Source organism: Micromonospora sp. DSM 45708 (assembly GCF_039566955.1).
In the GTDB taxonomy this organism is placed as follows: domain Bacteria; phylum Actinomycetota; class Actinomycetes; order Mycobacteriales; family Micromonosporaceae; genus Micromonospora.
In genome coordinates, this window is the sequence record NZ_CP154796.1 from 911201 (window position 1) to 933571 (window position 22371).

The window sequence follows — 22371 nt, forward strand, 5'->3', positions numbered from 1 at the left end:
CGTGAAGGTTGCCAGGCATGGCCTGGTCTCGCATACCGCCGGCGGTTGTCGGGTTTGGTGTGGGGCTTGAGGGTTGTGGGTTGGTTGTTTGTTGAGAATTGCACAGTGGACGCGAGCATCTTTGTGGTCAAGTTGTCAAGGGCGAACGGTGGATGCCTTGGCACCAGGAGCCGATGAAGGACGTGGGAGGCCGCGATAGGCCTGGGGGAGCTGTCAACCAAGCTGTGATCCCAGGGTGTCCGAATGGGGAAACCCGGCATCAGTCATGTGATGTCACCCGCACCTGAACACATAGGGTGTGTGGGGGGAACGCGGGGAAGTGAAACATCTCAGTACCCGCAGGAAGAGAAAACAAATAGTGATTCCGTGAGTAGTGGCGAGCGAAAGCGGATTGAGGCTAAACCGGTTGCGTGTGATACCTGTCAGGGGTTGCGTGGTCGGGGTTGTGGGACCCTGCTCAACAGACTGACATCTGTTGGAGAAGTTACAAAGCCAGTGGTTAGTCGAACAGTCTGGAATGGCTGACCGTAGACGGTGATAGTCCGGTAGGTGAAAGCTGCTGGTCTTCTGTGGGTGTTCCCGAGTAGCGGCGGACTCCTGAAATCTGCCGTGAATCTGCCAGGACCACCTGGTAAGCCTAAATACTTCCTGGTGACCGATAGCGGACAAGTACCGTGAGGGAATGGTGAAAAGTACCCCGGGAGGGGAGTGAAATAGTACCTGAAACCGTTCGCCTACAATCCGTCGGAGCCTTACGGGGTGACGGCGTGCCTTTTGAAGAATGAGCCTGCGAGTTAGTGGCATGTGGCGAGGTTAACCCGTGTGGGGGAGCCGTAGCGAAAGCGAGTCTGAATAGGGCGTATTCAGTCGCATGCTCTAGACCCGAAGCGGAGTGATCTAGCCATGGGCAGGCTGAAGCGCGGGTAAGACCGCGTGGAGGGCCGAACCCACCAACGTTGAAAAGTTGGGGGATGACCTGTGGTTAGGGGTGAAAGGCCAATCAAACTCCGTGATAGCTGGTTCTCCCCGAAATGCATTTAGGTGCAGCGTCGCGTGTTTCTTGCCGGAGGTAGAGCACTGGATGGTCTAGGGGGCCCACAAGCTTACCGAAATCAGCCAAACTCCGAATGCCGGTAAGTGAGAGCGCGGCAGTGAGACTGCGGGGGATAAGCTTCGTAGTCGAGAGGGAAACAGCCCAGATCACCAGCTAAGGCCCCTAAGCGTGTGCTAAGTGGAAAAGGATGTGGGGTCGCATAGACAACCAGGAGGTTGGCTTAGAAGCAGCCACCCTTTAAAGAGTGCGTAATAGCTCACTGGTCAAGTGGTTCCGCGCCGACAATGTAGCGGGGCTCAAGCACACCGCCGAAGCTGTGGCATTCACATTTTTACTTCGCCCGGTCTTGATATCGGGTGCAGGTGTGTGGATGGGTAGGGGAGCGTCGTGCCGGGGGTGAAGCGACGGGGTGACCCAGTCGTGGACGCGGCACGAGTGAGAATGCAGGCATGAGTAGCGAAAGAAGGGTGAGAAACCCTTCCGCCGGATGACCAAGGGTTCCAGGGCCAGGCTAATCCGCCCTGGGTGAGTCGGGACCTAAGGCGAGGCCGAGAGGCGTAGTCGATGGACAACGGGTTGATATTCCCGTACCCGCGAAAGAGCGACCCTGACGAACCTCGTTGTGCTAACCATCCGAGCTGCTGGAGGTCTTCGGACTGATGGTGGTGAGCGTGGGAACCTGGCGGGTAGTAGTCAAGCGATGGGGTGACGCAGGAAGGTAGCTGAGCCCGGCCGGTGGTTGTGCCGGGGTAAGCGTGTAGGCCGTGCCATAGGCAAATCCGTGGCGCATGTAGGCTGAGACGTGATGCCGAGCCGATTCAGGTGAAGTCAGTGATCCTATGCTGCCGAGAAAAGCCTCTAGCGAGTTCTTAGCGGCCCGTACCCCAAACCGACACAGGTGGTCAGGTAGAGAATACCGAGGCGATCGGGCGAACTGTGGTTAAGGAACTCGGCAAATTGCCCCCGTAACTTAGGGAGAAGGGGGGCCGGAGACGTGAAGCCCCGCGCGGGTGGAGCGTTGTATGGCCGCAGAGAGCAGGGGGAAGCGACTGTTTACTAAAAACACAGGTCCATGCGAAGAAGTAATTCGATGTATATGGACTGACGCCTGCCCGGTGCTGGAACGTTAAGGGGACCTGTTAGCTCTTCGGGGCGAAGCGGAGAACTTAAGCGCCAGTAAACGGCGGTGGTAACTATAACCATCCTAAGGTAGCGAAATTCCTTGTCGGGTAAGTTCCGACCTGCACGAATGGCGTAACGACTTCCCCACTGTCTCAACCACAGGCCCGGCGAAATTGCATTACGAGTAAAGATGCTCGTTACGCGCGGCAGGACGGAAAGACCCCGGGACCTTTACTATAGCTTGACATTGGTATTTGAATTAGCTTGTGTAGGATAGGTGGGAGCCGGTGAAGTCCATACGCCAGTATGGGTGGAGGCAATCTTGAAATACCACTCTGGTTGATTTGGGTATCTAACTTCGGACCGTTATCCGGTTCAGGGACAGTGTCTGGTGGGTAGTTTAACTGGGGCGGTTGCCTCCTAAAGGGTAACGGAGGCGCCCAAAGGTTCCCTCAGCCTGGTTGGCAATCAGGTGTTGAGTGCAAGTGCACAAGGGAGCTTGACTGTGAGACTGACAGGTCGAGCAGGGACGAAAGTCGGGACTAGTGATCCGGCACTGGCATGTGGAAGCGGTGTCGCTCAACGGATAAAAGGTACCCCGGGGATAACAGGCTGATCTTCCCCAAGAGTCCATATCGACGGGATGGTTTGGCACCTCGATGTCGGCTCGTCGCATCCTGGGGCTGTAGCAGGTCCCAAGGGTTGGGCTGTTCGCCCATTAAAGCGGTACGCGAGCTGGGTTTAGAACGTCGTGAGACAGTTCGGTCCCTATCCGCCGTGCGCGTAGGATACTTGAGAAGGGCTGTCCCTAGTACGAGAGGACCGGGACGGACGAACCTCTGGTGTGCCAGTTGTCCCGCCAGGGGCACGGCTGGTTAGCTACGTTCGGAAGGGATAACCGCTGAAAGCATCTAAGCGGGAAGCTCGCTTCAAGATGAGGTATCCCACCACTCTTTGAGTGGGTAAGGCCCCCAGCTAGACGACTGGGTTGATAGGCCGGAAATGTAAGCCCGGTAACGGGTTCAGTTGACCGGTACTAATAGGCCGAGGACTTGACTACTAAGCTGCTACGCGTCCACTGTGCAACTCTGAACAAACACCAGACCCCTTGTGTGTGGGTTGTTGGTTGATATGTTCATAGAGTTACGGCGGTCATGGCGGAGGGGAAACGCCCGGTTACATTCCGAACCCGGAAGCTAAGCCCTCCAGCGCCGATGGTACTGCACTCGGGAGGGTGTGGGAGAGTAGGACACCGCCGGACAATCTTTCAGTCAGGGTCACCCATCGGGGTGGCCCTGACTGCGTTTCACCGGCGCTGCACGCCCTCGCGGATCTTCCGGAACAACGTCGCGGCGTCGTCGACCGCACGGCCCGGGAACATCCCCATCGCCACGCTGCCGTGATCGGCCCAGCCGCACACCGCGAAGTCGCCGCCGTCGCCGCTCGTGGTGCCGCACTTCATCACGCCACCCAGGCGGCCGGCGTCGACCTCGCGTACCGCGGCGACCCTGCCCGTCTCGTCGGCCATCAGGTCGAATAGCGTGTCCAGGTCCCGTTCGGGCTGCCAGAGCAGCGTGGTGCCGCCGAACAGCAGCACCGACCGCTTCGCGTCCGCCGGGTCCGTGTAGACAGTGCCGAAGCTGCGGTCCAGCTCGATGTCGGCGGCGAATCCGTCGCGCAGGTACTCGGCGGTGCTACGGGCCCGTTCGCTGTCGTCCCGGGTGAGTCCGGCCACTCCGGCCGGCGGGGTCAGCTCGGTGTCCTTCTGCTGGAACACCCGCCAGCCGCCCAGGCCGAGCGCGCCGGCGCCGGCGAGGCCGGCCGCCAGCACGGCGGCCAGCACGACCTTCCGGCGCCGCGACACGGGCCGTCGTTCGGGTTCCAGCGCGGGGTCGCGGCGGCTCAGTCGGATCGGTTCGTCGGTCAGCTCGACCGGACCGTGACCCCCGTCGACCTGACGCTCGGTGAGATGCGCGTCGGACATGTCCGCCACCGTACGCGAATCACCGGTGGCGCACGTCAGGTCTCCGGAAGCGCTCCGTAGACTTTGAGGGTGACCGAGAGACTGGATGCCCGACGCCCCGACGCCCCGACGCTTGCCGGCCAGTACCAGCCCGGCGAGGTAGAGCAGCGACGGTACGAGCAGTGGGTAGCCGGCGGGCACTTCCGGGCGTCGGCGCAGAGCGACAAGCCGCCGTTCGCCATCGTCATCCCGCCGCCGAACGTCACCGGTTCGCTGCACATGGGCCACGCGTTCGAGCACACGCTGATGGACGCGCTCACCCGGCGCAAGCGGATGCAGGGTTTCGAGGCGCTCTGGCTGCCCGGCATGGATCACGCGGGCATCGCCACCCAGAACCTGGTCGAGCGGCAGCTCGCCGGCGAGGGGCTGTCCCGGCACGATCTCGGGCGGGAGAAGTTCGTCGAGCGGGTCTGGCAGTGGAAGGCAGAGTCCGGCGGCGCGATCCTGGGCCAGATGCGCCGGCTCGGCGACGCGGTCGACTGGGACCGTGAGCGCTTCACCATGGACGAGGGCCTCTCCCGGGCCGTGCAGACCATGTTCAAGAAGCTCTTCGACGACGGCCTGATCTACCGGGCCAACCGGATCATCAACTGGTGCCCGCGCTGCCTCACCGCGCTCTCCGACATCGAGGTCGAGCACACCGACGACGAGGGCGAGCTGGTCTCGATCCGCTACGGCGACGAGGTCGTGGTGGCCACCACCCGGGCCGAGACGATGCTCGGCGACACCGCGGTCGCGGTGCACCCGGACGACGAGCGGTACCAGCACCTCATCGGCACCGAGGTGGCGCTCCCGCTCACCGACCGGCGGATCCCGATCGTCGCGGACGAGCACGTCGACCCGACCTTCGGCACCGGCATGGTCAAGGTGACCCCGGCGCACGACCCGAACGACTTCGAGATCGGGCAGCGGCACGACCTGCCCTCGCTGACGATCATGGACGAGCGTGGGGTGATCACCGCGCCGGGGCCGTTCCAGGGCCTGGACCGGTACGAGGCCCGCCCGGCGATCGTGGCAGCGCTGCGGGAGCAGGGCCGGATCGTGGCCGAGAAGCGGCCGTACCTGCACGCGGTGGGGCACTGCTCCCGGTGCAAGACGACGGTCGAGCCGCGCCTGTCGTTGCAGTGGTTCGTCAACACCGGGCCGCTGGCGAAGGCGGCCGGCGACGCGGTCCGGGACGGCCGGGTGAAGATCGAGCCGGCCGAGCTGGCCAAGCGCTACTTCGCCTGGGTGGACAACATGCACGACTGGTGCATCTCCCGCCAGCTCTGGTGGGGCCACCGCATCCCGGTCTGGTACGGCCCGGCGGGTGAGATCGTCTGCGTCGGCCCGGACGAGGCCCCGCCCACCGGCGAGGGCTGGCACCAGGACGAGGACGTGCTGGACACCTGGTTCTCCAGCGGCCTCTGGCCGTTCTCGACGCTCGGTTGGCCGGAGCAGACGCCGGACCTGGCCAAGTTCTACCCGACCAGCGTGCTGGTCACCGGCTACGACATCCTGTTCTTCTGGGTCGCCCGGATGATGATGTTCGGCCTGTACGCGATGGACGGCGTGCAGCCGTTCGACGTGGTGGCGCTGCACGGCATGGTGCGTGACGAGCACGGCAAGAAGATGTCGAAGTCGTTCGGCAACGTGGTCGACCCGCTGGACTGGATCGACCGGTTCGGCGCCGACGCCACCCGGTTCACGCTGGCCCGCGGCGCCAACCCCGGCCAGGACGTGCCGGTCAGCGAGGAGTGGTGCCAGGGCTCCCGCAACTTCTGCAACAAGCTGTGGAACGCCACCCGGTTCGCGCTGCTCAACGGCGCGCACACCGGCGGCCCGCTGCCGGCGGCCGGCGACCTGTCGACCGTCGACCGGTGGGTCCTGTCCCGGTTGGCGCACGTCACCGCCGAGGTGGACGAGCAGTTCGAGGGGTACGAGTTCGCCAAGGTCTGCGACCTGCTGTACCACTTCGCCTGGGACGACGTCTGCGACTGGTACGTGGAGCTGAGCAAGCCGGTGCTCGCCGAGGGCGGGCCGGCGGCGGACGCCACCCGCCGGGTGCTGGGCCACGTGCTCGATGAGCTGCTGCGGCTGCTGCACCCGGTGATCCCGTTCGTCACCGACGAGCTGTGGACCGCGCTGACCGGCGCGGAGACGCTGCTGGGGGCCCAGTGGCCGGCGGTCGACCGTACCGGGATCGACGACGCCGCGGAGGCGGAGGTCGCCACGTTGCAGCGGGTGGTGACCGAGGTCCGCCGGTTCCGCTCGGACCAGGGGCTGCGGCCGACCCAGCGGGTCGCCGCCCGGCTCGACGGCCTGGCCGGTGCGGGCATCGCGGCGCACGAGCCGTTGATCCGGTCGCTGGCCCGGCTCGACGCGCCCGGCGACGACTTCCAGTCCGCCGCCACGCTGGCCATGCCCGGCGAGGTGAGCGTCGCGCTCGACACCCGCGGCGCGATCGACGTGGCCGCCGAGCGGGCGCGGCTCATTAAGGACCGGGCGGCGGCCGAGAAGGAGGCCACCCAGGCGCGGGCGAAGCTGGACAATCCGGCGTTCGTCGGCAAGGCGCCCGAGCCGGTGGTCGCAAAGATCCGGGAGCGGCTGGCGGTGGCCGAGACGGACCTGGCCCGGATCGACGCCGCCCTGGAGGCGCTGACATCGTGAGCGCGAGGAGTGAGCCGGTGTTGCGGGCCCCGCAGTCGCGAACGGAAGGTGGCTCCGCATGAGTGACCGTACCGACCACGCCGCGTTCGTCGAGGTGGAGGCCGCGCTGAACGGGCGCGGCTTCACCCGGATGCGGTTCGAGCTGGAGAAGATCGAGAGCCTGCTGGACCTGCTCGGCAGCCCGCAGCGGGCGTACCCGTCGATCCACCTGACCGGCACCAACGGCAAGACCTCGACGGCCCGGATGATCGACTCGCTGCTGCGGGCGTTCGGGCTGCACACCGGGCGCTACACCAGCCCGCACCTGGAGACCGTCCGGGAACGGATCAGCCTGGACGGCGAGCCGGTGAGCGAGGAACGGTTCGTGTCCGCGTACCGGGAGATCGCCCCGCTGGCCGAACTGGTCGACCAGCGCTCCGCCGAGCCGCTGACGTACTTCGACCTGACCACGGCGCTGGCGTTCGCCACGTTCGCCGACGCCCCGGTCGACGTCGCGGTGGTGGAGGTCGGGCTCGGCGGCGCGGAGGACGCGACCAACGTGATCCAGGCCGGCGTCGCGGTGATCACGCCGATCGGGCTGGATCACACCGAGTGGCTCGGCGACACGATCGAGGACATCGCGCTGCACAAGGCGGGCATCATCCACCCCGGCGCCACCGTGATCGCGGCGGCGCAGGAGGAGGAGGCGGCCCGGCCGATCCTGGAACGCTGCGCCGAGGTCAACGCCACGGTCGCCCGTGAGGGCGCCGAGTTCGGGGTGATGCGCCGGGCGGTCGCCGTCGGCGGCCAGGTGCTCACCATCCAGGGCCTGGGCGGGGTGTACGAGGAGATCTTCATCCCGTTGCACGGTGCGCACCAGGCGCAGAACGCAGCCGTGGCGCTGGCCGCGGTGGAGGCGTTCCTGGGCGCCGGCGCGCGGCGGCAGCTCGACATCGAGGCGGTCCGCGAGGGCTTCGCCGCGACCAGCTCCCCGGGCCGGCTGGAGCGGGTGCGTACCGCCCCGACGGTGCTGCTCGACGGCGCGCACAACCCGCACGGGATGGCCGCCACGGTGACCGCGCTCCAGGAGGAGTTCGCGTTCAGCAAACTCGTCGGCGTGCTGGCCGTGCTCGGCGACAAGGACGCGGCCGGCCTGCTCGAACTGCTCGAACCGGTGCTCGACACGATCGTGGTGACGGAGAACAGCTCGCCCCGGGCGATGCCGGTCGACGCGCTGGCCGAGCTGGCCCGGGAGGTCTTCGGGTCGGACCGGGTGCAGGTGGCCCCGGAGATGCCGGATGCCATCGAGGCGGCGGTGGCCGAGGCCGAGTCCGACGTGCCGGGCGAGTTGGCCGGGGTGGGCGTGCTGATCACCGGTTCGGTGGTGACCGTGGCCGACGCGCGTCGGCTGCTCAAGCGATGACCGGCCCGCGACCCGGCCCGGAGCCGCAGCCCGGCCCGGAGCCGCAGCCCGGCCCGGAGCCGCAGCCCGGCCCGGAGGCGGCGCAGGGCCCGGAGGCGGAGCCGCGCCCGGAGGCGGCGCGGACCGGCGGGGAGGCCCCGGCCGGCGTGCGCCGGTCCGGGTTGCGCAACCCGGACCGGGCGGTACGCGGGCTGGGCGCCGGCACGCTCGCGTTGGAGGCGCTGGTGCTGCTGCTGGCCATCCAGCCGATCCGGCTGGTCGGCGGTGACCTGGGCGGCGCCGCGATCGGCGTGATCGTCGCGCTGGCGGTGGCCTGCGTGGTGCTGGCCGGCATGATGCGCCGCGCCTGGGCGTGGCACGCCGGCACCGTGCTCCAGGGTCTGCTGCTGCTCTCCGGGCTGCTGCACTGGTCGCTGTTCGGGCTCGGCGTGATCTTCGCGCTGGTGTGGGCGTACGCGTGGCACGTCCGGCGGGTCATCCTCGGCTGAGGCCGGCCCGCCGGGTGTCGCTCAGGCGTCGGCGAGCGTGCGCCACTGGGTGAGCGCCACGCCGTGCCCGTCGGGGTCGCGGAAGGCGGCGGCCCAGACCTCCAGCTTGGTGCCCCGGTTGACCACGCGCGGGGCGTACGTGAACCGCACGCCGGACTCGCGCAGCCGCTCGTACGCCGCCTGGATGTCGTCGACCTCCAGGTTGACGTGCACCAGCCGGCGGCTGATCGGGGCGGCCCCGGTCACCCGGCGCAGCACCAGCCGGGTCGACCCGGAGGAGAGCACGGCGTTGCCCTCGCCCCGGTCCATCTCGTCGAAGCCCAGCTCGCGGTAGAAGTCGAGCGACCGGTCCAGGTCGGTGACGAGCAGCGTGATGCCGACCCCGCTGATCGGGCTGGCCAGCTCGTCCGGCTCGGCGTCGCCGGCCGGACCGAAGATGGCCTCGTCCAGTTCCTGCGGGGTGGGCGTCGTGGCGGACCCGGGGGCGTCCAGCGGGACGTCGATCGACTCCACCGGCACCGTGTCGGGGGCCTGCTCCTCGGCCGCCGGGCGGGGCGCCGGCGCGCGGCGCGGGAGCGGGCCGAGGCTGGTCGGCTCGACCAGTTGCCCCTCCAGCACGACCGGGCCGCCGGGCCGCTGGTGCACCACCACCGGCTCGCGCTCCTCGCCGCGCAGCGTGACGTCGTCCAGCAGCGGGTCCGGGGCGGGCGGGTAGTCGTCGCGGAAGTCGTCCTCCGGGGCGCGTTCGGCCCACGGCGGCGCCTCCTGGCCGAAGAGCGGCTCGTCGAGCGGCTGTTCCGACCCGGCGTACTCGGGCGGCAGGTCGGCGACCGTGGCGGCGCTCTCGGCGTGGGTGGGCACCTCGTCCCAGAGCACCCGGACGTGGCGCTGGTCGTCCAGGGCCACCCGGACCGGCAGCGCCTGGCCGAGCGACGGCCACTTGGCCACCGGCACCCGCGGCTCGATGATCTTCTTGGAGCGGGGTGGCAGCCCCGGGGCGTCGATCACCAGTTGCAGCTCGCAGCGGCCGAACGCGTACTGCGTGGGTGGTTCGGAGGCGCTGTGCACGTGCCCCAGGCCGACCACCCAGGCGCGCCCGCCGCCGCGCACCATGGCCAGGGCGATCGCGAGTACCAGCAGCGCGACGCCGAGCGCCACGATCGCCCAACTGGTCATGCCGAGCCCGAACAGGGTCACGAAGGTGGCCACGGTGCCCAGCACCGCGCCGATCAGTTTGCGTACCGGCGCGATGGTGCGGTTCCCGCCATTCGCCACAGTGGACCTCCCAGGGGTTCCAAGGCCAGGCTAGGCCGCCGCGGCGGGCCAGGGAAGACGCAGCCGCCGCGCCGGCGCCCGGACCGGGTCGCTACGCTGACCGTACCCAGCCCGGCCCCGGTTCGTGCACAGGAGGAAACCAGCGTGTCAAGCAGCAGCCCGCAAGAGCGGACGCTCGTACTGATCAAGCCCGACGCGGTGCGCCGTGGTCTGGTGGGCGAGATCCTGTCCCGTTTCGAGCGCAAAGGCCTGCGGATCGACGCGCTGGTGACCCGGACCATGGACGGCGACTTCGCCGACCAGCACTACGCCGAGCACGTCGACAAGCCGTTCTACCCGCCGCTGAAGGAGTTCATGACCGGCGGCCCGCTGGTGGCGCTGGTGCTCTCCGGCGACCAGGTGATCGAGGTGGTCCGCGGGATGATCGGCAGCACCGACGGCCGCAAGGCCGCCGCCGGCACCATCCGTGGCGACCTGTCGCTGTCGAACCGGGAGAACCTCGTGCACGCCTCCGACTCGACGGACAGCGCCAAGCGCGAGATCGCGCTCTGGTTCCCCGAGCTGGGCTGACGTTCCGCCGGCCGGGACGGCGTCCGCTCAGCCGCCGACCCGGGTCAGCTTGTCGGGGTTGCCGACCAGGTAGAAGCCGGTGATCCGGCCGTCGGCCGCGGTGACCCCGAGCGTGTAGCGGGCGCCGGTCGGCCAGCCCAGCAGCAGGGCCGGCGCGCCGTTGAGCTCGACGGGAGTGGCCCGCATCCCGGGCCGCCGGCGGCCGTACACCCCGGCGAAGAAGCGGGCGATCCGGTCCGCGCCGTACACCGGGTTGCGGGCCGCGCGGATCCGCCCGCCGCCGTCCGACCAGGCGATGGCGTCGGCCGCGACCAGATCGGTCAGCCGGGCCAGGTCACCGTCGCGCGCCGCGGCGAGGAACGCGTCGAGCAGCCGCCGCTGCTCGGCCGGGCCGGCGGTGAAGCGCCGCCGCTGCTCGGCCAGCCGGGCCGCCGCGCGGTGGTGCAGCTGGCGGCAGTCCGCCGCCGACCGGTCCAGGATGTCGCCGATCTCCGCGTACGGCAGCGCGAACGCGGTGTGCAGCACGTAGACCGCCCGCTCCGGCGGGGTGAGCCGTTCCAGCAGGTGCAGCAGGGCGGTGGAGACCGTCTCCCGCAGCTCGACGGTCTCCAGCGGCCCGAACGGCGACGGGTCGGTGGGCACCGGCTCGGGCAGCCACGGGCCGACGTACGTCTCCCGGGCGGCCTGGCGGGCGCGCAGCCGGTCCAGCGCCAGCCGGGTCACCACCCGGGACAGGTAGCGGCGCGGTTCGTCGACCGCGTCCCGGTCCACGCCGAGCCACCGCAGGTACGCCTCCTGGAGCACGTCCTCGGCGTCGTGCAGGCTGCCCAGCAGCCGGTACGCCAGCCCGAGCAGCATCGGCCGGTGCGCGGTGAGCGCACCGGCCGACTCCGCCGCCCCGGTGGTGGTCACCCCTCGATCGGTGGCTGGGTCCGACTGCTGATCGCGATCCGGTTCCACACGTTGATTGTGGCGATCGCGACGACCAGGTCCGCCAGCTCCTTCTCCGACCAGACCTTCGCGGCGGCGTCCCACACCTCGTCCGGCACGCCGTGCTCGCCGAGCCGGGTGACCGCGTCGGTCAGGGCCAGCGCGGTGCGTTCCCGCTCGTCGAAGAACGGGGCCTCCCGCCAGGCCGCCACCGCGAACAGCCGCCGGCTGTCCTCCCCGGCGCCCAGCGCCTCCCGGGTGTGCATGTCCACGCAGAACGCGCAGCCGTTGAGCATCGACGCCCGCACCTTCACCAGCTCCAGCACGGTGTGGTCCAGGTTGCCCCGGATGTAGGTCTCCAGCCCGCGTACCGCCGCGTACGCCTCCGGCGCCACCGTCGCCAGGTTGATCCGGCTCATCGCCGCCTCCCTCGTGTCGTCCGTACGCCCACACGACGGATCCGGACCCGCGCGGCGTGACGCCCCGGCGGTGTGACGCCGGTCATGCGGGCTCGTCAGGAGGGGCCCCCGCCAATCCGTATGCGTTAACCGGGGGCCCCGCCTTACTCGGAGGCGGCGGGGTGGGCGGGTCGAGTACGCTGGGGCGCACAGGCTACGACCCGGCCATCACCGGTGAGCCTCCGGAAGAACGGCCGGGTGACCGGCTCAGTAGAACCGGACGGGACGGCCCGTCACAGCCGGCCAACGAGCGGGCGGTCGCACCTCGACCGCCAAGCGGGGTGGTACCGCGGACCACCCGGGGGCGTCGTTCCAGGCGTACCCGGACGGTTCGTCCTCGCAGACCCACCGACGAGTGAGCTGCGCGAGGAGAGCGACCCCCGATGGCCTATCCGTTGCACGACCCGACCGGCGCCGGCGTCCCGGCGAGCCCGGACCTGCCCGCGGTCGAGCGCCGGGTGCTGGAGCACTGGACCGCCGACAAGACCTTCGAGGCGAGCGTCGAGGCCCGCCCGGCCGGCACCGACGGCAAGAACGAGTACGTCTTCTACGACGGCCCGCCGTTCGCCAACGGCCTGCCGCACTACGGCCACCTCTTCACCGGCTACGTCAAGGACGTGGTGCCGCGCTACCAGACCATGCGCGGGCGGCACGTCGAGCGCCGGTTCGGCTGGGACTGTCACGGGCTGCCGGCCGAGGTGGTGGCCGAGAAGCAGCTCGGCATCACCAGCAAGGCGGAGATCCTCGACCTCGGCGTGGCCCGGTTCAACGACGCCTGCCGCGCCAGCGTGCTGGAGTTCACCCAGGACTGGGAGCGCTACGTCACCCGGCAGGCCCGCTGGGTCGACTTCGCCAACGACTACAAGACGCTCGACCTGGACTACATGGAAAGCGTCATGTGGGCCTTCAAGACGCTGCACGACAAGGGCCTGGTCTACGAGGGCTTCCGGGTGCTGGCGTACTGCTGGCGGTGCGAGACCCCGCTGTCGAACACCGAGACCCGGATGGACGACGTCTACCGGGACCGGCACGACCCGACGCTGACCGTGTGGTTCGAGCTGACCGCCGACGAGAACGCGCCGGAGCCGCTGCGCGGGCCGGTCAAGCTGGGCGTCTGGACGACCACGCCGTGGACGCTGCCGTCGAACCTGGCGCTCGCCGTCGGCCCGGACATCGAGTACGCGGTGCTGGACCGCGACGGCGAACGCTACGTGGTCGGCGCGGCGCGGCTCGGCGCGTACGCCAAGGAGCTGGAGGGGTACCAGCAGGTCGGCACCGTGCACGGCCGCGACCTGGTCGGCCGCCGGTACACGCCGCTCTACGACTTCCTGGTCGAGCCGGCCGGGCCGAACGCCTACCAGGTGCTCGGCGCGGAGTTCGTGACCACCGAGGACGGCACCGGGATCGTCCACCTCGCCCCCGCGTTCGGCGAGGACGACCAGAACACCTGCAACGCGGCCGGCATCCCGACCGTGGTCACCGTGGACGACCACACCCGGTTCACCGCGCTGGTCCCGCCGTACCAGGGCGAGCAGGTCTTCGACGTGAACAAGCCGGTGATCCGGGAGCTGAAGGAGCGGGGGGTGGTGCTGCGGCAGGACGTCTACACCCACTCGTACCCGCACTGCTGGCGCTGCGACACGCCGCTGGTCTACAAGGCGGTGTCGTCGTGGTTCGTCGCGGTGACGCAGTTCCGGGACCGGATGGTCGAGTTGAACCAGCAGATCAACTGGACGCCGGGGCACATCAAGGACGGCTCGTTCGGCAAGTGGCTGGCCAACGCCCGGGACTGGTCGATCAGCCGGAACCGGTTCTGGGGCTCGCCGATCCCGGTGTGGCGCTCCGACGACCCGACCTACCCGCGCGTCGACGTGTACGGGTCGCTGGCCGACATCGAGCGTGACTTCGGCGTACGCCTGACCGACCTGCACCGGCCGGCGGTGGACGACCTGGTCCGCCCCAACCCGGACGACCCGACCGGCAGGTCGATGATGCGCCGGGTGCCGGAGGTGCTGGACTGCTGGTTCGAGTCCGGCTCGATGCCGTTCGCCCAGGTGCACTACCCGTTCGAGAACCGCGACTGGTTCGAGCACCACTACCCGGGCGACTTCATCGTCGAGTACATCGGGCAGACCCGCGGCTGGTTCTACACCATGCACGTGCTGGCCACCGCGCTGTTCGACCGGCCGGCGTTCCGCAACTGCCTCAGCCACGGCATCCTGCTCGGCTCCGACGGGCGCAAGATGTCCAAGAGCCTGCGCAACTACCCGGACGTCTACCACGTGTTCGACTCCTACGGCTCGGACGCGATGCGGTGGATGCTGATGTCCTCGCCGGTGCTGCGCGGCGGGGACATGGCGGTCACCGAGTCGGGCATCCGGGACGCGGTGCGTCAGGTGCTGCTGCCGCTGTGGAACGTGTGGTATTTCTTCACGCTCTACGCCAACGCGGACGGCTACCAGGCGCGTCGGCGCACCGACTCGACGAACGTGCTCGACCGGTACGTGCTGGCGAAGACGAACGAGCTGGTGGCGACCGTCGGCGCGCAGATGGACGCGTACGACATCTCCGGCGCCTGCGCGACGGTGCGGTCCTACCTGGACGCGCTGACCAACTGGTACGTGCGCCGCTCGCGGGACCGGTTCTGGGCCGGCGACGCGGACGCGTTCGACACGCTCTCGACCGTGCTGGAGACGCTCTGCCGGGTGGTGGCGCCGCTGGCGCCGCTGACCGCCGAGGAGATCTGGCGCGGGCTGACCGGCGAGCGGTCGGTGCACCTGACCGACTGGCCGTCGGCGGACGAGTTCCCGGCCGACCACGAGCTGGTCTCCGCGATGGACAACGTCCGGGCGGTCGCCTCGGCGGCGCTGTCGCTGCGCAAGGCGAAGGGCCTGCGGGTCCGGCTGCCGCTGGCGAAGCTGACCGTGGCCTCGCCGGTCGCCGACCAGCTCCGGCCGTTCGCCGACCTGGTCGCCGACGAGGTCAACGTGAAGGAGGTCGTGCTCACCGGTGAGGTGGCGGCCTACTGCCAGCAGGTGCTGACCGTGGTGCCGCGGGCGCTCGGCCCGCGCGTCGGCAAGGCGGTCCAGCAGGTGATCAAGGCGGTCAAGTCGGGGGAGTGGGAACTCGTCGACGGCGCCCCGGTCGCCGCCGGGGTCACCCTGGCCGAGGGCGAGTACGAGCTGCGCCTGGTCGCCGCCGACGCGGAGCACTCCGCGCCGCTGCCCGGTGGTGAGGGCGTGGTGGTGCTGGACACCGAGGTCACGCCGGAACTGGCCGCCGAGGGGCTGGCCCGGGACGTGGTCCGGGTGGTGCAGCAGGCCCGTCGGGACGCCGACCTGGACATCTCGGACCGGATCACGGTGGCGGTGTCGGCCTCCGAGGAGGTGCGCGCGGCGGTCGCCGCGTTCACGGACTTCGTGGCGCGGGAGGTGCTGGCCGCGACGGTCGACTTCGCCGAGGGCCTGGACGGCTTCGCCGGCGAGGTCGGCGACGGCGAGCGCGTGGTGGTCAGCGTCCGCCGCGTGTGAGGTGTAAGGCGGGGCCCCTTGTTGACGCCTTCGGTAGAGAAGGGGCCCCGTCTCACCCGACGCACCGAGCGGGTGGACTGCGGGCCACCCGCTCGGCCGGGGGTGGCGGCGTCGGCTACCGTGACAGCGCCTGTTCCGCGTACGACCGCCGGAGGACCCGTGCCCCTGCTCTACACCATCGGCAAGCTCACCGTGGCGCCCACGCTCCGGTTGGCCTTCCGTCCGCACGTGGAGGGGTTGGAGCACATCCCGGCGACCGGCGGCGCGATCTTCGCGGGCAACCACCTCTCCGTCGCCGACGAGCTGCTGCTCGGCACCGTGGTGCCCCGCCACCTGGCGTTCTGGGCCAAGTCGGAGTACTTCAACGGCACCGGGGTGAAGGGCGGCTTCTCCAAGTTCGTGCTCACCGGGTTGGGTGCGATCCCGGTCGAGCGGGCCGGCGGTCGGGCGGCGCTGTCCGCGTTCGACGCGGCCATCCCGGTGCTCAAGGCCGGTGACCTGGTCGCGGTGTATCCGGAGGGCACCCGCTCACCGGACGGGCGCCTCTACCGCGGGCGCACCGGCGCGGCCCGGCTGGCGGTGGCCGCCGGCGTGCCGATCATCCCGGTCGGCGTGACCGGCACCGACAAGGCCCAGCCGATCGGGACGCGGGTGCCCCGCCCCGGCCGCGCCAAGATCACCATCAAGTTCGGCAAGCCGCTGGACTTCACCGGCCGGCCCGACGACCGGACGTCGCTGCGGGCCATGACCGACGAGCTGATGGCCGAGATCCAGCAGCTCACCGGCCAGGAGTACGTCCCGCGCTACGCGCCGAAGCGCAGCGAGCCGACACCGGGTGAGTCGCGCGACTGACGCGTCCGCTCAGGACTGCTTGGGCACCACGACCCGCTGGCGCAGCTCGTTCAGCAGCTGGCCGCTGTCGTCCACCGACAGCCGGGTGAACACCCCAGTGGTCAGGCTGCCGTGGTCGACCGACGTGCACACCACCACCGCGTCGCCGTCCGACCGGCCGACCGCGCAGCGCTCGTACCGGCCCCGTACGCCGGTGTCCACGCTCACCGAGGACTGCAGGGCGTAGTCGCCGGCCAGGCGCTTCAGCTCGGCCTCGGCGTCGGACTCCGGGGTCAACCGGAAACCGGTGCTGCCGAAAAGGGTCACCCGCTTGCCGTCGTCAGTGGCGTAGATGCCGGCGAACGTGTCCTCGGCGAGCAGGTCCGCCTGGCGTACCTGACTCTTCAACTCCTCGGCGGCGGCCTGGCTGCGGTCGTCCTGACGCAGCTGCATCGAGTCAAGCTGGTCCGGGAGGCTGGCGCTGGCCGGATACTGGCTGGACAACGGCTGGAGCCACCAGAGCGGGACGCCGCAGCAGCACGCCACGGAGAGCAGCAGCACCCAGGGCCAGCGGCGTCGCCGGCGTCGCGGCGCGTACCCCTGGGGGGCCTGCCACCCGGGCGGTGGCGCGACCGGCGGCGGGGTGCCACCCCGACGTTGCTTCGGCGGCCGGGTCTGCTTCGGCGGCCGGGGGACGACGACCGGTGCCGGCGGCGGGGTGTGCACCGGCGGTGACACCGGGCGGGCGGCGGGTGACGACGGGTACGGCGGCGTGTGCGCGGGCGGCGAGACCGGCCGGGCCGGCGGCGGCCCCGGGTACGGCAGGGCGGGCGCCGGCGGTGACACCGGCCGCGCGGCCGGCGGCGGGGCCGGGTGCGGCGCCGGGTGCGCCGGCCAGGGCGCGGTGTACGGCATGGTCGCCGGCAGCGCCGGCAGATCGACCGAGTGGACGTCCCAGCCGGTGGTGTCCACGCCCGCCCACGGATCGACCGGGGTGGCGTGCTCGGGGGAGTCGACCGGCGGCACGGGGGTGGGCTCGGCCGACTCGCCCCAGCCGCGCCGGCGCGGCGGTGGGGGCGGAACCGCGGCGGAGCCGCTCCACCGCGGCGCGGGCGGCTCGACGCGGGTCGGCGGTGGCGCGTTCTCGACCCGGGTGGCGTTCGGCCCGCTGTCGATGCGGGTGGCGTTCGGCCCGGCCTCGACCTTGGTGGGGTCCGGTGCCGGTGCCGGTGGCGGTGGCGGTGGGGTGGCGCGGCCGGGCACGGTGGCGGAGCCGCGGGCGCGGCCGGCCGGCACGGCCGGGGTGGCGTCGGTGCCGGATTCGGTACGGATGTCGGGGGTCGGTGGCGCGTCCCGGTCCGGGCCGGCCCCGACGGTGGCGTTCCCGGCCGTGTCGGCTCCGACGGTGGCGTCCTCGGCCGTGTCCGCTCCGACGGTGGCGTTCTCGGCGGTGGCCTTCTCGGTCGGGGCGTCCGAGGTCGCCGGGGCGTCCGAGGTCGCCGGGGCGTCCGAGGGATCGGGGGCGTCGGGGCCCTCCGAGGTGGCCCCGGCGGCGCCCGGCTCCCCGGCGCCGACGGTGGCGGTCCCGACCGGCGGCTCCACCTGCGGGACTCCCGTTTCCGACGCGGTACGTGGGGACGGCGGGGTGGCGCCCTCGGCGTCGGCCGGCGTCGGTACGGCGGTCGGCGGCTCGGTGACGGCCGGCCCATCGGCCCCGTCGGCCGGCCGGCCCGCCCCCGGCTGCGGCTGCGACATCGCGGCAATCTCCTCTCGCGCCCGTTGCGAGGTTAGTACCGCCCCGCCACCCCGACGAATCCCCGCCTCCCGCTCCCGCCCCGATGATCAAGGAGTTCACGTCGGTCGGAGCGCCGATCCGCGCGCCAAGTCCTTGATTACGGGGGAGTGGCCGGGGGGAAGGGTGCCGGTGGGGGAGGACGGGGTGGGGGACCGCGTACGCTTGGGCATCATGAGTGTCCCGTCCACGACCCCGCGTCCCGCCGCCGACAGCCCGGAGCCGTCGGTCTGGCCCCGGCTGGAGCCGTTGCTGCCCCAGGTGACCAAGCCCATCCAGTACGTCGGGGGCGAGCTGGGCGCGGTGGTCAAGGACTGGCACGCGGCGACCGTCCGGTGGGCGCTGATGTACCCGGACGCCTACGAGGTGGGCCTGCCCAACCAGGGCGTGCAGATCCTCTACGAGGTGCTCAACGAGCTGCCCGACGTGCTCGCCGAGCGCACGTACGCGGTCTGGCCGGACCTGGAGGCGCTGATGCGCGCCCACGGCGTCCCGCAGTTCACCGTCGACGCCCACCGCCCGGTGCGCGACTTCGACGTGTTCGGCGTCTCGTTCTCCACCGAGCTGGGCTACACCAACCTGCTCACCGCGATCGACCTGGCCGGCATCCCGATGCTCGCCGCCGACCGCACCGACGCCGACCCGGTGATCGTGGCCGGCGGGCACGCCGCGTTCAACCCGGAGCCGATCGCCGACTTCGTCGACGCCGCGGTGCTGGGCGACGGCGAGGAGGCGGTGCTGGAGATCACCGGCATCGTCCGGGAGTGGAAGGCCGAGGGCGCGCCGGGCGGCCGGGACGAGCTGCTGCTGCGGCTGGCCCGCACCGAGAGCGTCTACGTGCCGCGCTTCTACGACGTCGACTACCTGCCCGACGGCCGCATCCAGCGGGTCGTGCCGAACCGGCCGGACGTGCCGTTCCGGGTGCACAAGCGCACCACCATGGATCTGGACGCGTGGCCGTACCCGAAGAAGCCGCTGGTGCCGCTCGCCGAGACGGTCCACGAGCGGTACGCGGTGGAGATCTTCCGGGGCTGCACCCGGGGCTGCCGGTTCTGCCAGGCCGGCATGATCACCCGCCCGGTGCGGGAGCGCTCGATCACCACTGTCGGTCAGATGGTGCAGCAGGGGCTGGAGTTCTCCGGCTTCCACGAGGTGGGCCTGCTGTCGCTGTCGTCCGCCGACCACTCCGAGATCGGCGACATGTGCTCCGGCCTGGCCGAGCAGTACGCGGGCACGAACGTCTCGCTGTCGCTGCCCTCGACCCGGGTGGACGCGTTCAACATCGACCTCGCCCAGGAGCTGTCCCGCAACGGGCGGCGGACCGGCCTGACCTTCGCCCCGGAGGGCGGGTCGGAGCGGATCCGCAAGGTGATCAACAAGATGGTGTCGAAGGAAGACCTCATCCGCACCGTGGTCACCGCGTACTCCAACGGCTGGCGGCAGGTGAAGCTCTACTTCATGTGCGGCCTGCCCACCGAGACCGACGAGGACGTCCTGGAGATCGCCGACATGGCGCACGAGGTGATCCGGGCCGGCCGTGCGGCCACCGGGTCCAAGGACATCCGCTGCACGGTCTCCATCGGCGGTTTCGTGCCGAAGCCGCACACCCCGTTCCAGTGGGCCTCGATGTCCACGCCCGAGGTCATCGACGGCCGGCTCAAGCTGCTCAAGCAGGCGATCAACAGTGACCGTTCGCTGGGCCGGGCGATCGGCTTCCGCTACCACGACGGCGAGCCGTCGCTGATCGAGGGCCTGCTGTCCCGGGGCGACCGCCGGGTCGGTGCGGTGATCCGCAGGGTCTGGGAGAACGGCGGCCGGTTTGACGGCTGGAGCGAGCACTTCTCGTACCAGCGCTGGGTGGACGCGGCGGCCGAGACGCTGCCGGCGTTCGGGGTGGACCTCGACTGGTACACCACCCGGGAGCGCGAGGAGTTGGAGGTCCTGCCCTGGGACCACCTCGACTCCGGCCTGGACAAGGACTGGCTCTGGCAGGACTGGCAGGACTCGCTCTCCGAGTACGAGCAGGACGACTGCCGCTGGACGCCCTGCTTCGACTGCGGCGTCTGCCCGTCCATGGACACCGAGATCCAGATCGGCCCGACCGGCCGCAAGCTGCTGCCGCTGACGCCGGTCGGCGGGATGCGGCTGCCCGCCGCGGCCCAGGGCTGAGGCCCGCCGACGCGTACCGGAGCGCGGGTACCCCTCGGGGTGCCCGCGCTCCGTCGCGTGGTGCGACCGCCGGGCACCCGGGGCGGGGCTGCCCCGACTGGTGCTTCCTCGATACGCTGCGTCCGTATTGGACCGGCCGGGGCCGGTAGCGGGGAGGACAGCAGCATGGGCATCACGCCGCCGGACACCGGCGACCTGCACGTCAGCGTCGAGGACCTGGACGCCGCCGCCGACTACGTCGAGCGCCTCAAGCAGTACGTCGACGACACCATCGGCTACGAGATGGAGCGCATCAAGGAGCGGATGAAGGGCGACAGCAACAACGCCCAGGCGGTGCCCAACGGCACGCCGTTCGGCGCGTACGAGGACGCGCGGATGCAGTGGGCGGCGCTGACCCGGTCCACGGCCAACATGGAGGCCCATCTCAAGGCCATCTCCAGCAAGCTGGCCGGGCTGAAGAAGGGCACCGAGGACATCGCGAAGGCGTTCCGCGACGCCGAGGCCCGCAACGCCGCCAACGGCAAGCAGATCGAGCGGCTGCTGGAGTCCGCGGCGCCACCGCCGGAGGCCGGACAGCAGCCCACCTATCCGTACCCGGCCTGAGGGAGAGGCGATCATGGCTGGAGGCACCTGGGAGCGTTGCGTCCGAGAGGTGACGCTCGCCGCGGACCCGGAGACCGTCGGGTCGGTCGGCGTCGGCTGGAACAACCTCTCCGCCGGGCTCGGCTACCTGCGCGACGCGCTGGTCGGGCGCTCGTTCGTCGGCCCGATCGCGTCCGGCCAGGAGCGTCCGCACAGCGGCGGCCTCCCCGGGCTGCTGGCCGGCTGGACGGGCAGCGGCGGGGACGCGTACCGCGAGCACCTGGGTGGCATCGGCAAGGACATCGAGGAGCTGATCACCCACGCCAGCGACGTCAGCGGCGCGCTGTCGCGGATCGAGGGCGACATCCGCAAGGCGGTGGCCAGCATCCCGATCCCGCTGATGGACGACTTCGGCTGGAACGAGTGGAGCCTGCCCGGCGGCACCGAGCTCGACGACGCCCGCGACGGCGAGAGCCAGTCCGGTTTCCTCGCCTCGCTGCGCAGCGACTACCAGCAGAACCAGTCGCTCTACGCCGACGGCGCGTTCCGCGACAAGGCCGACGACCTCGAGGCGACCATGAAGGTCGACGGCAACGCCGACGACCAGAAGCGCGGCGGCTGGTGGGACACCAAGTCGCACCTGGACAACTGGTACCGGGACAACCAGGAGGCGGCCAACCGGGCGATGTCGCCGCTGCCCGCCGCGGTGGAGACCGAACGCCCGAAGCTGGTCGTGCCCCAACCCCAGGGCACCAACGAGCGCGACGGCTACACGCCCGACAACCGCGTCCCGCCGTCCGGCGTACCCGACACCGGGTTGCCCGGTGGTGGTGGCGGTGGCGGCGGGGCCGGCAAGATGCCCTCGCTGGGCAGCACCGGCATCGGTGGTGGCGGTGGTGGCTCGTACGGTGGCGGCTCGTTCACGCCGCCGCCCACCACGGGTGGCGTCGACCTCGGTGGCGGCCACACCGGCGGCCCCGGGTCGCACGTGCCGCCGGTCACCGGCGGCGGCTACCCGGGCTCGGGTGACCACGACTACGGCACCGGCCTGGCCGGCGCGGGCGGGCCGGGCACGATCACGGCCGGCGGTCCGGGCGGCACGTTCGGCGGCGGCGGATTGAGCACGGTCGGTGGCGGTGGTGGCGGGTTCGGCGGCGGTGGCGCCGGGCTGGGCTCCGCCGGTGGTCTCGGCGGCGGTGGTCTCGGCGCGGCCGGCGGGATGGGCGTGGGTGCGCTGCCCGGCATGGTCGGTGGCGGCAACGGCAAGGTCCCGCCGCTGACCAGCGCCGCCAGCGCGCTGCGCAACGCGACCGGCGCGGGTGCCGGCGGGCCGCGCGGCGGCATGGCCGGCGGGGGCATGATGGGCGGCGGGATGATGGGCGGGCACGGCGGCGCCGGGCACGGTGGCGGTGGCGAGCACTCGTCGTGGTTGACTGAGGACGACGATCCGTGGGGCGCCGGTGACGGTGTGTCCCCGGGCATCCTGCGTTGAGGAC

Annotated in this window: 14 protein-coding genes and 2 rRNA genes; 11 read left to right on the plus strand and 5 right to left on the minus strand. The window is 70.6% G+C overall.

Features of this window, described 5'->3' with window-relative positions:
- The first annotated feature begins 125 nt into the window (after nt 1-125).
- A 23S ribosomal RNA gene (locus VKK44_RS04440) occupies nt 126-3236 on the plus strand.
- An 84-nt stretch (nt 3237-3320) separates the two neighbouring features.
- Nucleotides 3321-3437 (plus strand): 5S ribosomal RNA (rrf, locus tag VKK44_RS04445).
- A 45-nt stretch (nt 3438-3482) separates the two neighbouring features.
- Here rrf and VKK44_RS04450 read toward each other — a convergent pair.
- Complete coding sequence (locus VKK44_RS04450; RefSeq protein ID WP_343445558.1) at nt 3483-4160, minus strand: hypothetical protein; 678 nt, start codon at nt 4158-4160, stop codon at nt 3483-3485.
- A 69-nt stretch (nt 4161-4229) separates the two neighbouring features.
- On the opposite strand from VKK44_RS04450, the gene VKK44_RS04455 reads away from it, so the two are divergent.
- The 3 genes from VKK44_RS04455 to VKK44_RS04465 are packed head-to-tail and all read left to right on the plus strand — an operon-like array spanning nt 4230 to nt 8738.
- Nucleotides 4230-6848, plus strand: a complete 2619-nt coding sequence (locus VKK44_RS04455) for a valine--tRNA ligase (protein ID WP_343445559.1) — start codon at nt 4230-4232, stop codon at nt 6846-6848.
- A gap of 58 nt (nt 6849-6906) precedes the next feature.
- Nucleotides 6907-8250: a bifunctional folylpolyglutamate synthase/dihydrofolate synthase gene (locus VKK44_RS04460; protein WP_343445560.1), complete on the plus strand. Its 1344-nt coding sequence runs from the start codon at nt 6907-6909 to the stop codon at nt 8248-8250.
- Complete coding sequence (locus VKK44_RS04465) at nt 8247-8738, plus strand: DUF4233 domain-containing protein (RefSeq protein ID WP_343445561.1); 492 nt, start codon at nt 8247-8249, stop codon at nt 8736-8738. Before VKK44_RS04460 ends, VKK44_RS04465 begins: the two co-directional genes overlap by 4 nt.
- Before the next feature lie 21 nt (nt 8739-8759).
- On the opposite strand, the gene VKK44_RS04470 is transcribed toward VKK44_RS04465, so the two are convergent.
- Nucleotides 8760-10013 (minus strand): VOC family protein, encoded by a 1254-nt coding sequence (locus VKK44_RS04470; RefSeq protein ID WP_343445562.1) that lies wholly within the window; start codon nt 10011-10013, stop codon nt 8760-8762.
- 144 nt (nt 10014-10157) lie between these two features.
- Between VKK44_RS04470 and ndk the strand changes: the two genes are divergently transcribed.
- Nucleotides 10158-10583, plus strand: a complete 426-nt coding sequence (gene ndk, locus VKK44_RS04475; RefSeq protein WP_343445563.1) for a nucleoside-diphosphate kinase — start codon at nt 10158-10160, stop codon at nt 10581-10583.
- A gap of 27 nt (nt 10584-10610) precedes the next feature.
- On the opposite strand, the gene sigJ is transcribed toward ndk, so the two are convergent.
- Together sigJ and VKK44_RS04485 are read right to left on the minus strand one after the other, a co-directional pair.
- A complete protein-coding gene (gene sigJ, locus VKK44_RS04480) occupies nt 10611-11495 on the minus strand; it encodes an RNA polymerase sigma factor SigJ (protein WP_343445564.1) in 885 nt (294 codons plus the stop codon).
- Nucleotides 11492-11932: a carboxymuconolactone decarboxylase family protein gene (locus tag VKK44_RS04485; RefSeq protein ID WP_343445565.1), complete on the minus strand. Its 441-nt coding sequence runs from the start codon at nt 11930-11932 to the stop codon at nt 11492-11494. The genes sigJ and VKK44_RS04485 overlap by 4 nt, the downstream gene beginning before the upstream one ends.
- A 422-nt stretch (nt 11933-12354) precedes the next feature.
- Here VKK44_RS04485 and ileS point away from each other — a divergent pair, with 422 nt between their 5' ends.
- Both ileS and VKK44_RS04495 read left to right on the plus strand, forming a co-directional pair.
- On the plus strand, nt 12355-15501 hold the full coding sequence (gene ileS / locus VKK44_RS04490; RefSeq protein WP_343445566.1) for an isoleucine--tRNA ligase: 3147 nt from the start codon (nt 12355-12357) through the stop codon (nt 15499-15501).
- 159 nt (nt 15502-15660) lie between these two features.
- Nucleotides 15661-16353 carry a lysophospholipid acyltransferase family protein gene (locus VKK44_RS04495; RefSeq protein ID WP_343445567.1) on the plus strand — a complete coding sequence of 231 codons (693 nt, stop codon included), beginning with the start codon at nt 15661-15663 and terminating at the stop codon, nt 16351-16353.
- 9 nt (nt 16354-16362) lie between these two features.
- Here the strand turns inward: VKK44_RS04495 and VKK44_RS04500 are convergent, their stop codons facing one another.
- Nucleotides 16363-18087, minus strand: a complete 1725-nt coding sequence (locus tag VKK44_RS04500) for a hypothetical protein (RefSeq protein ID WP_343445568.1) — start codon at nt 18085-18087, stop codon at nt 16363-16365.
- A gap of 211 nt (nt 18088-18298) precedes the next feature.
- Here VKK44_RS04500 and VKK44_RS04505 point away from each other — a divergent pair, with 211 nt between their 5' ends.
- From VKK44_RS04505 to VKK44_RS04515, 3 genes are all read left to right on the plus strand, one after another.
- Entirely contained in the window at nt 18299-20293 is a 1995-nt protein-coding gene (locus VKK44_RS04505; protein ID WP_343445569.1) for a TIGR03960 family B12-binding radical SAM protein, read from the plus strand.
- Nucleotides 20294-20458: 165 nt separating this feature from the next.
- Nucleotides 20459-20896 carry a hypothetical protein gene (locus tag VKK44_RS04510; protein WP_107155670.1) on the plus strand — a complete coding sequence of 146 codons (438 nt, stop codon included), beginning with the start codon at nt 20459-20461 and terminating at the stop codon, nt 20894-20896.
- Nucleotides 20897-20909: 13 nt separating this feature from the next.
- The gene (locus VKK44_RS04515) at nt 20910-22367 is read left to right on the plus strand and encodes a hypothetical protein (protein WP_343445570.1); all 1458 of its coding nucleotides are present in this window, start codon (nt 20910-20912) and stop codon (nt 22365-22367) included.
- Nucleotides 22368-22371 lie beyond the last annotated feature (4 nt).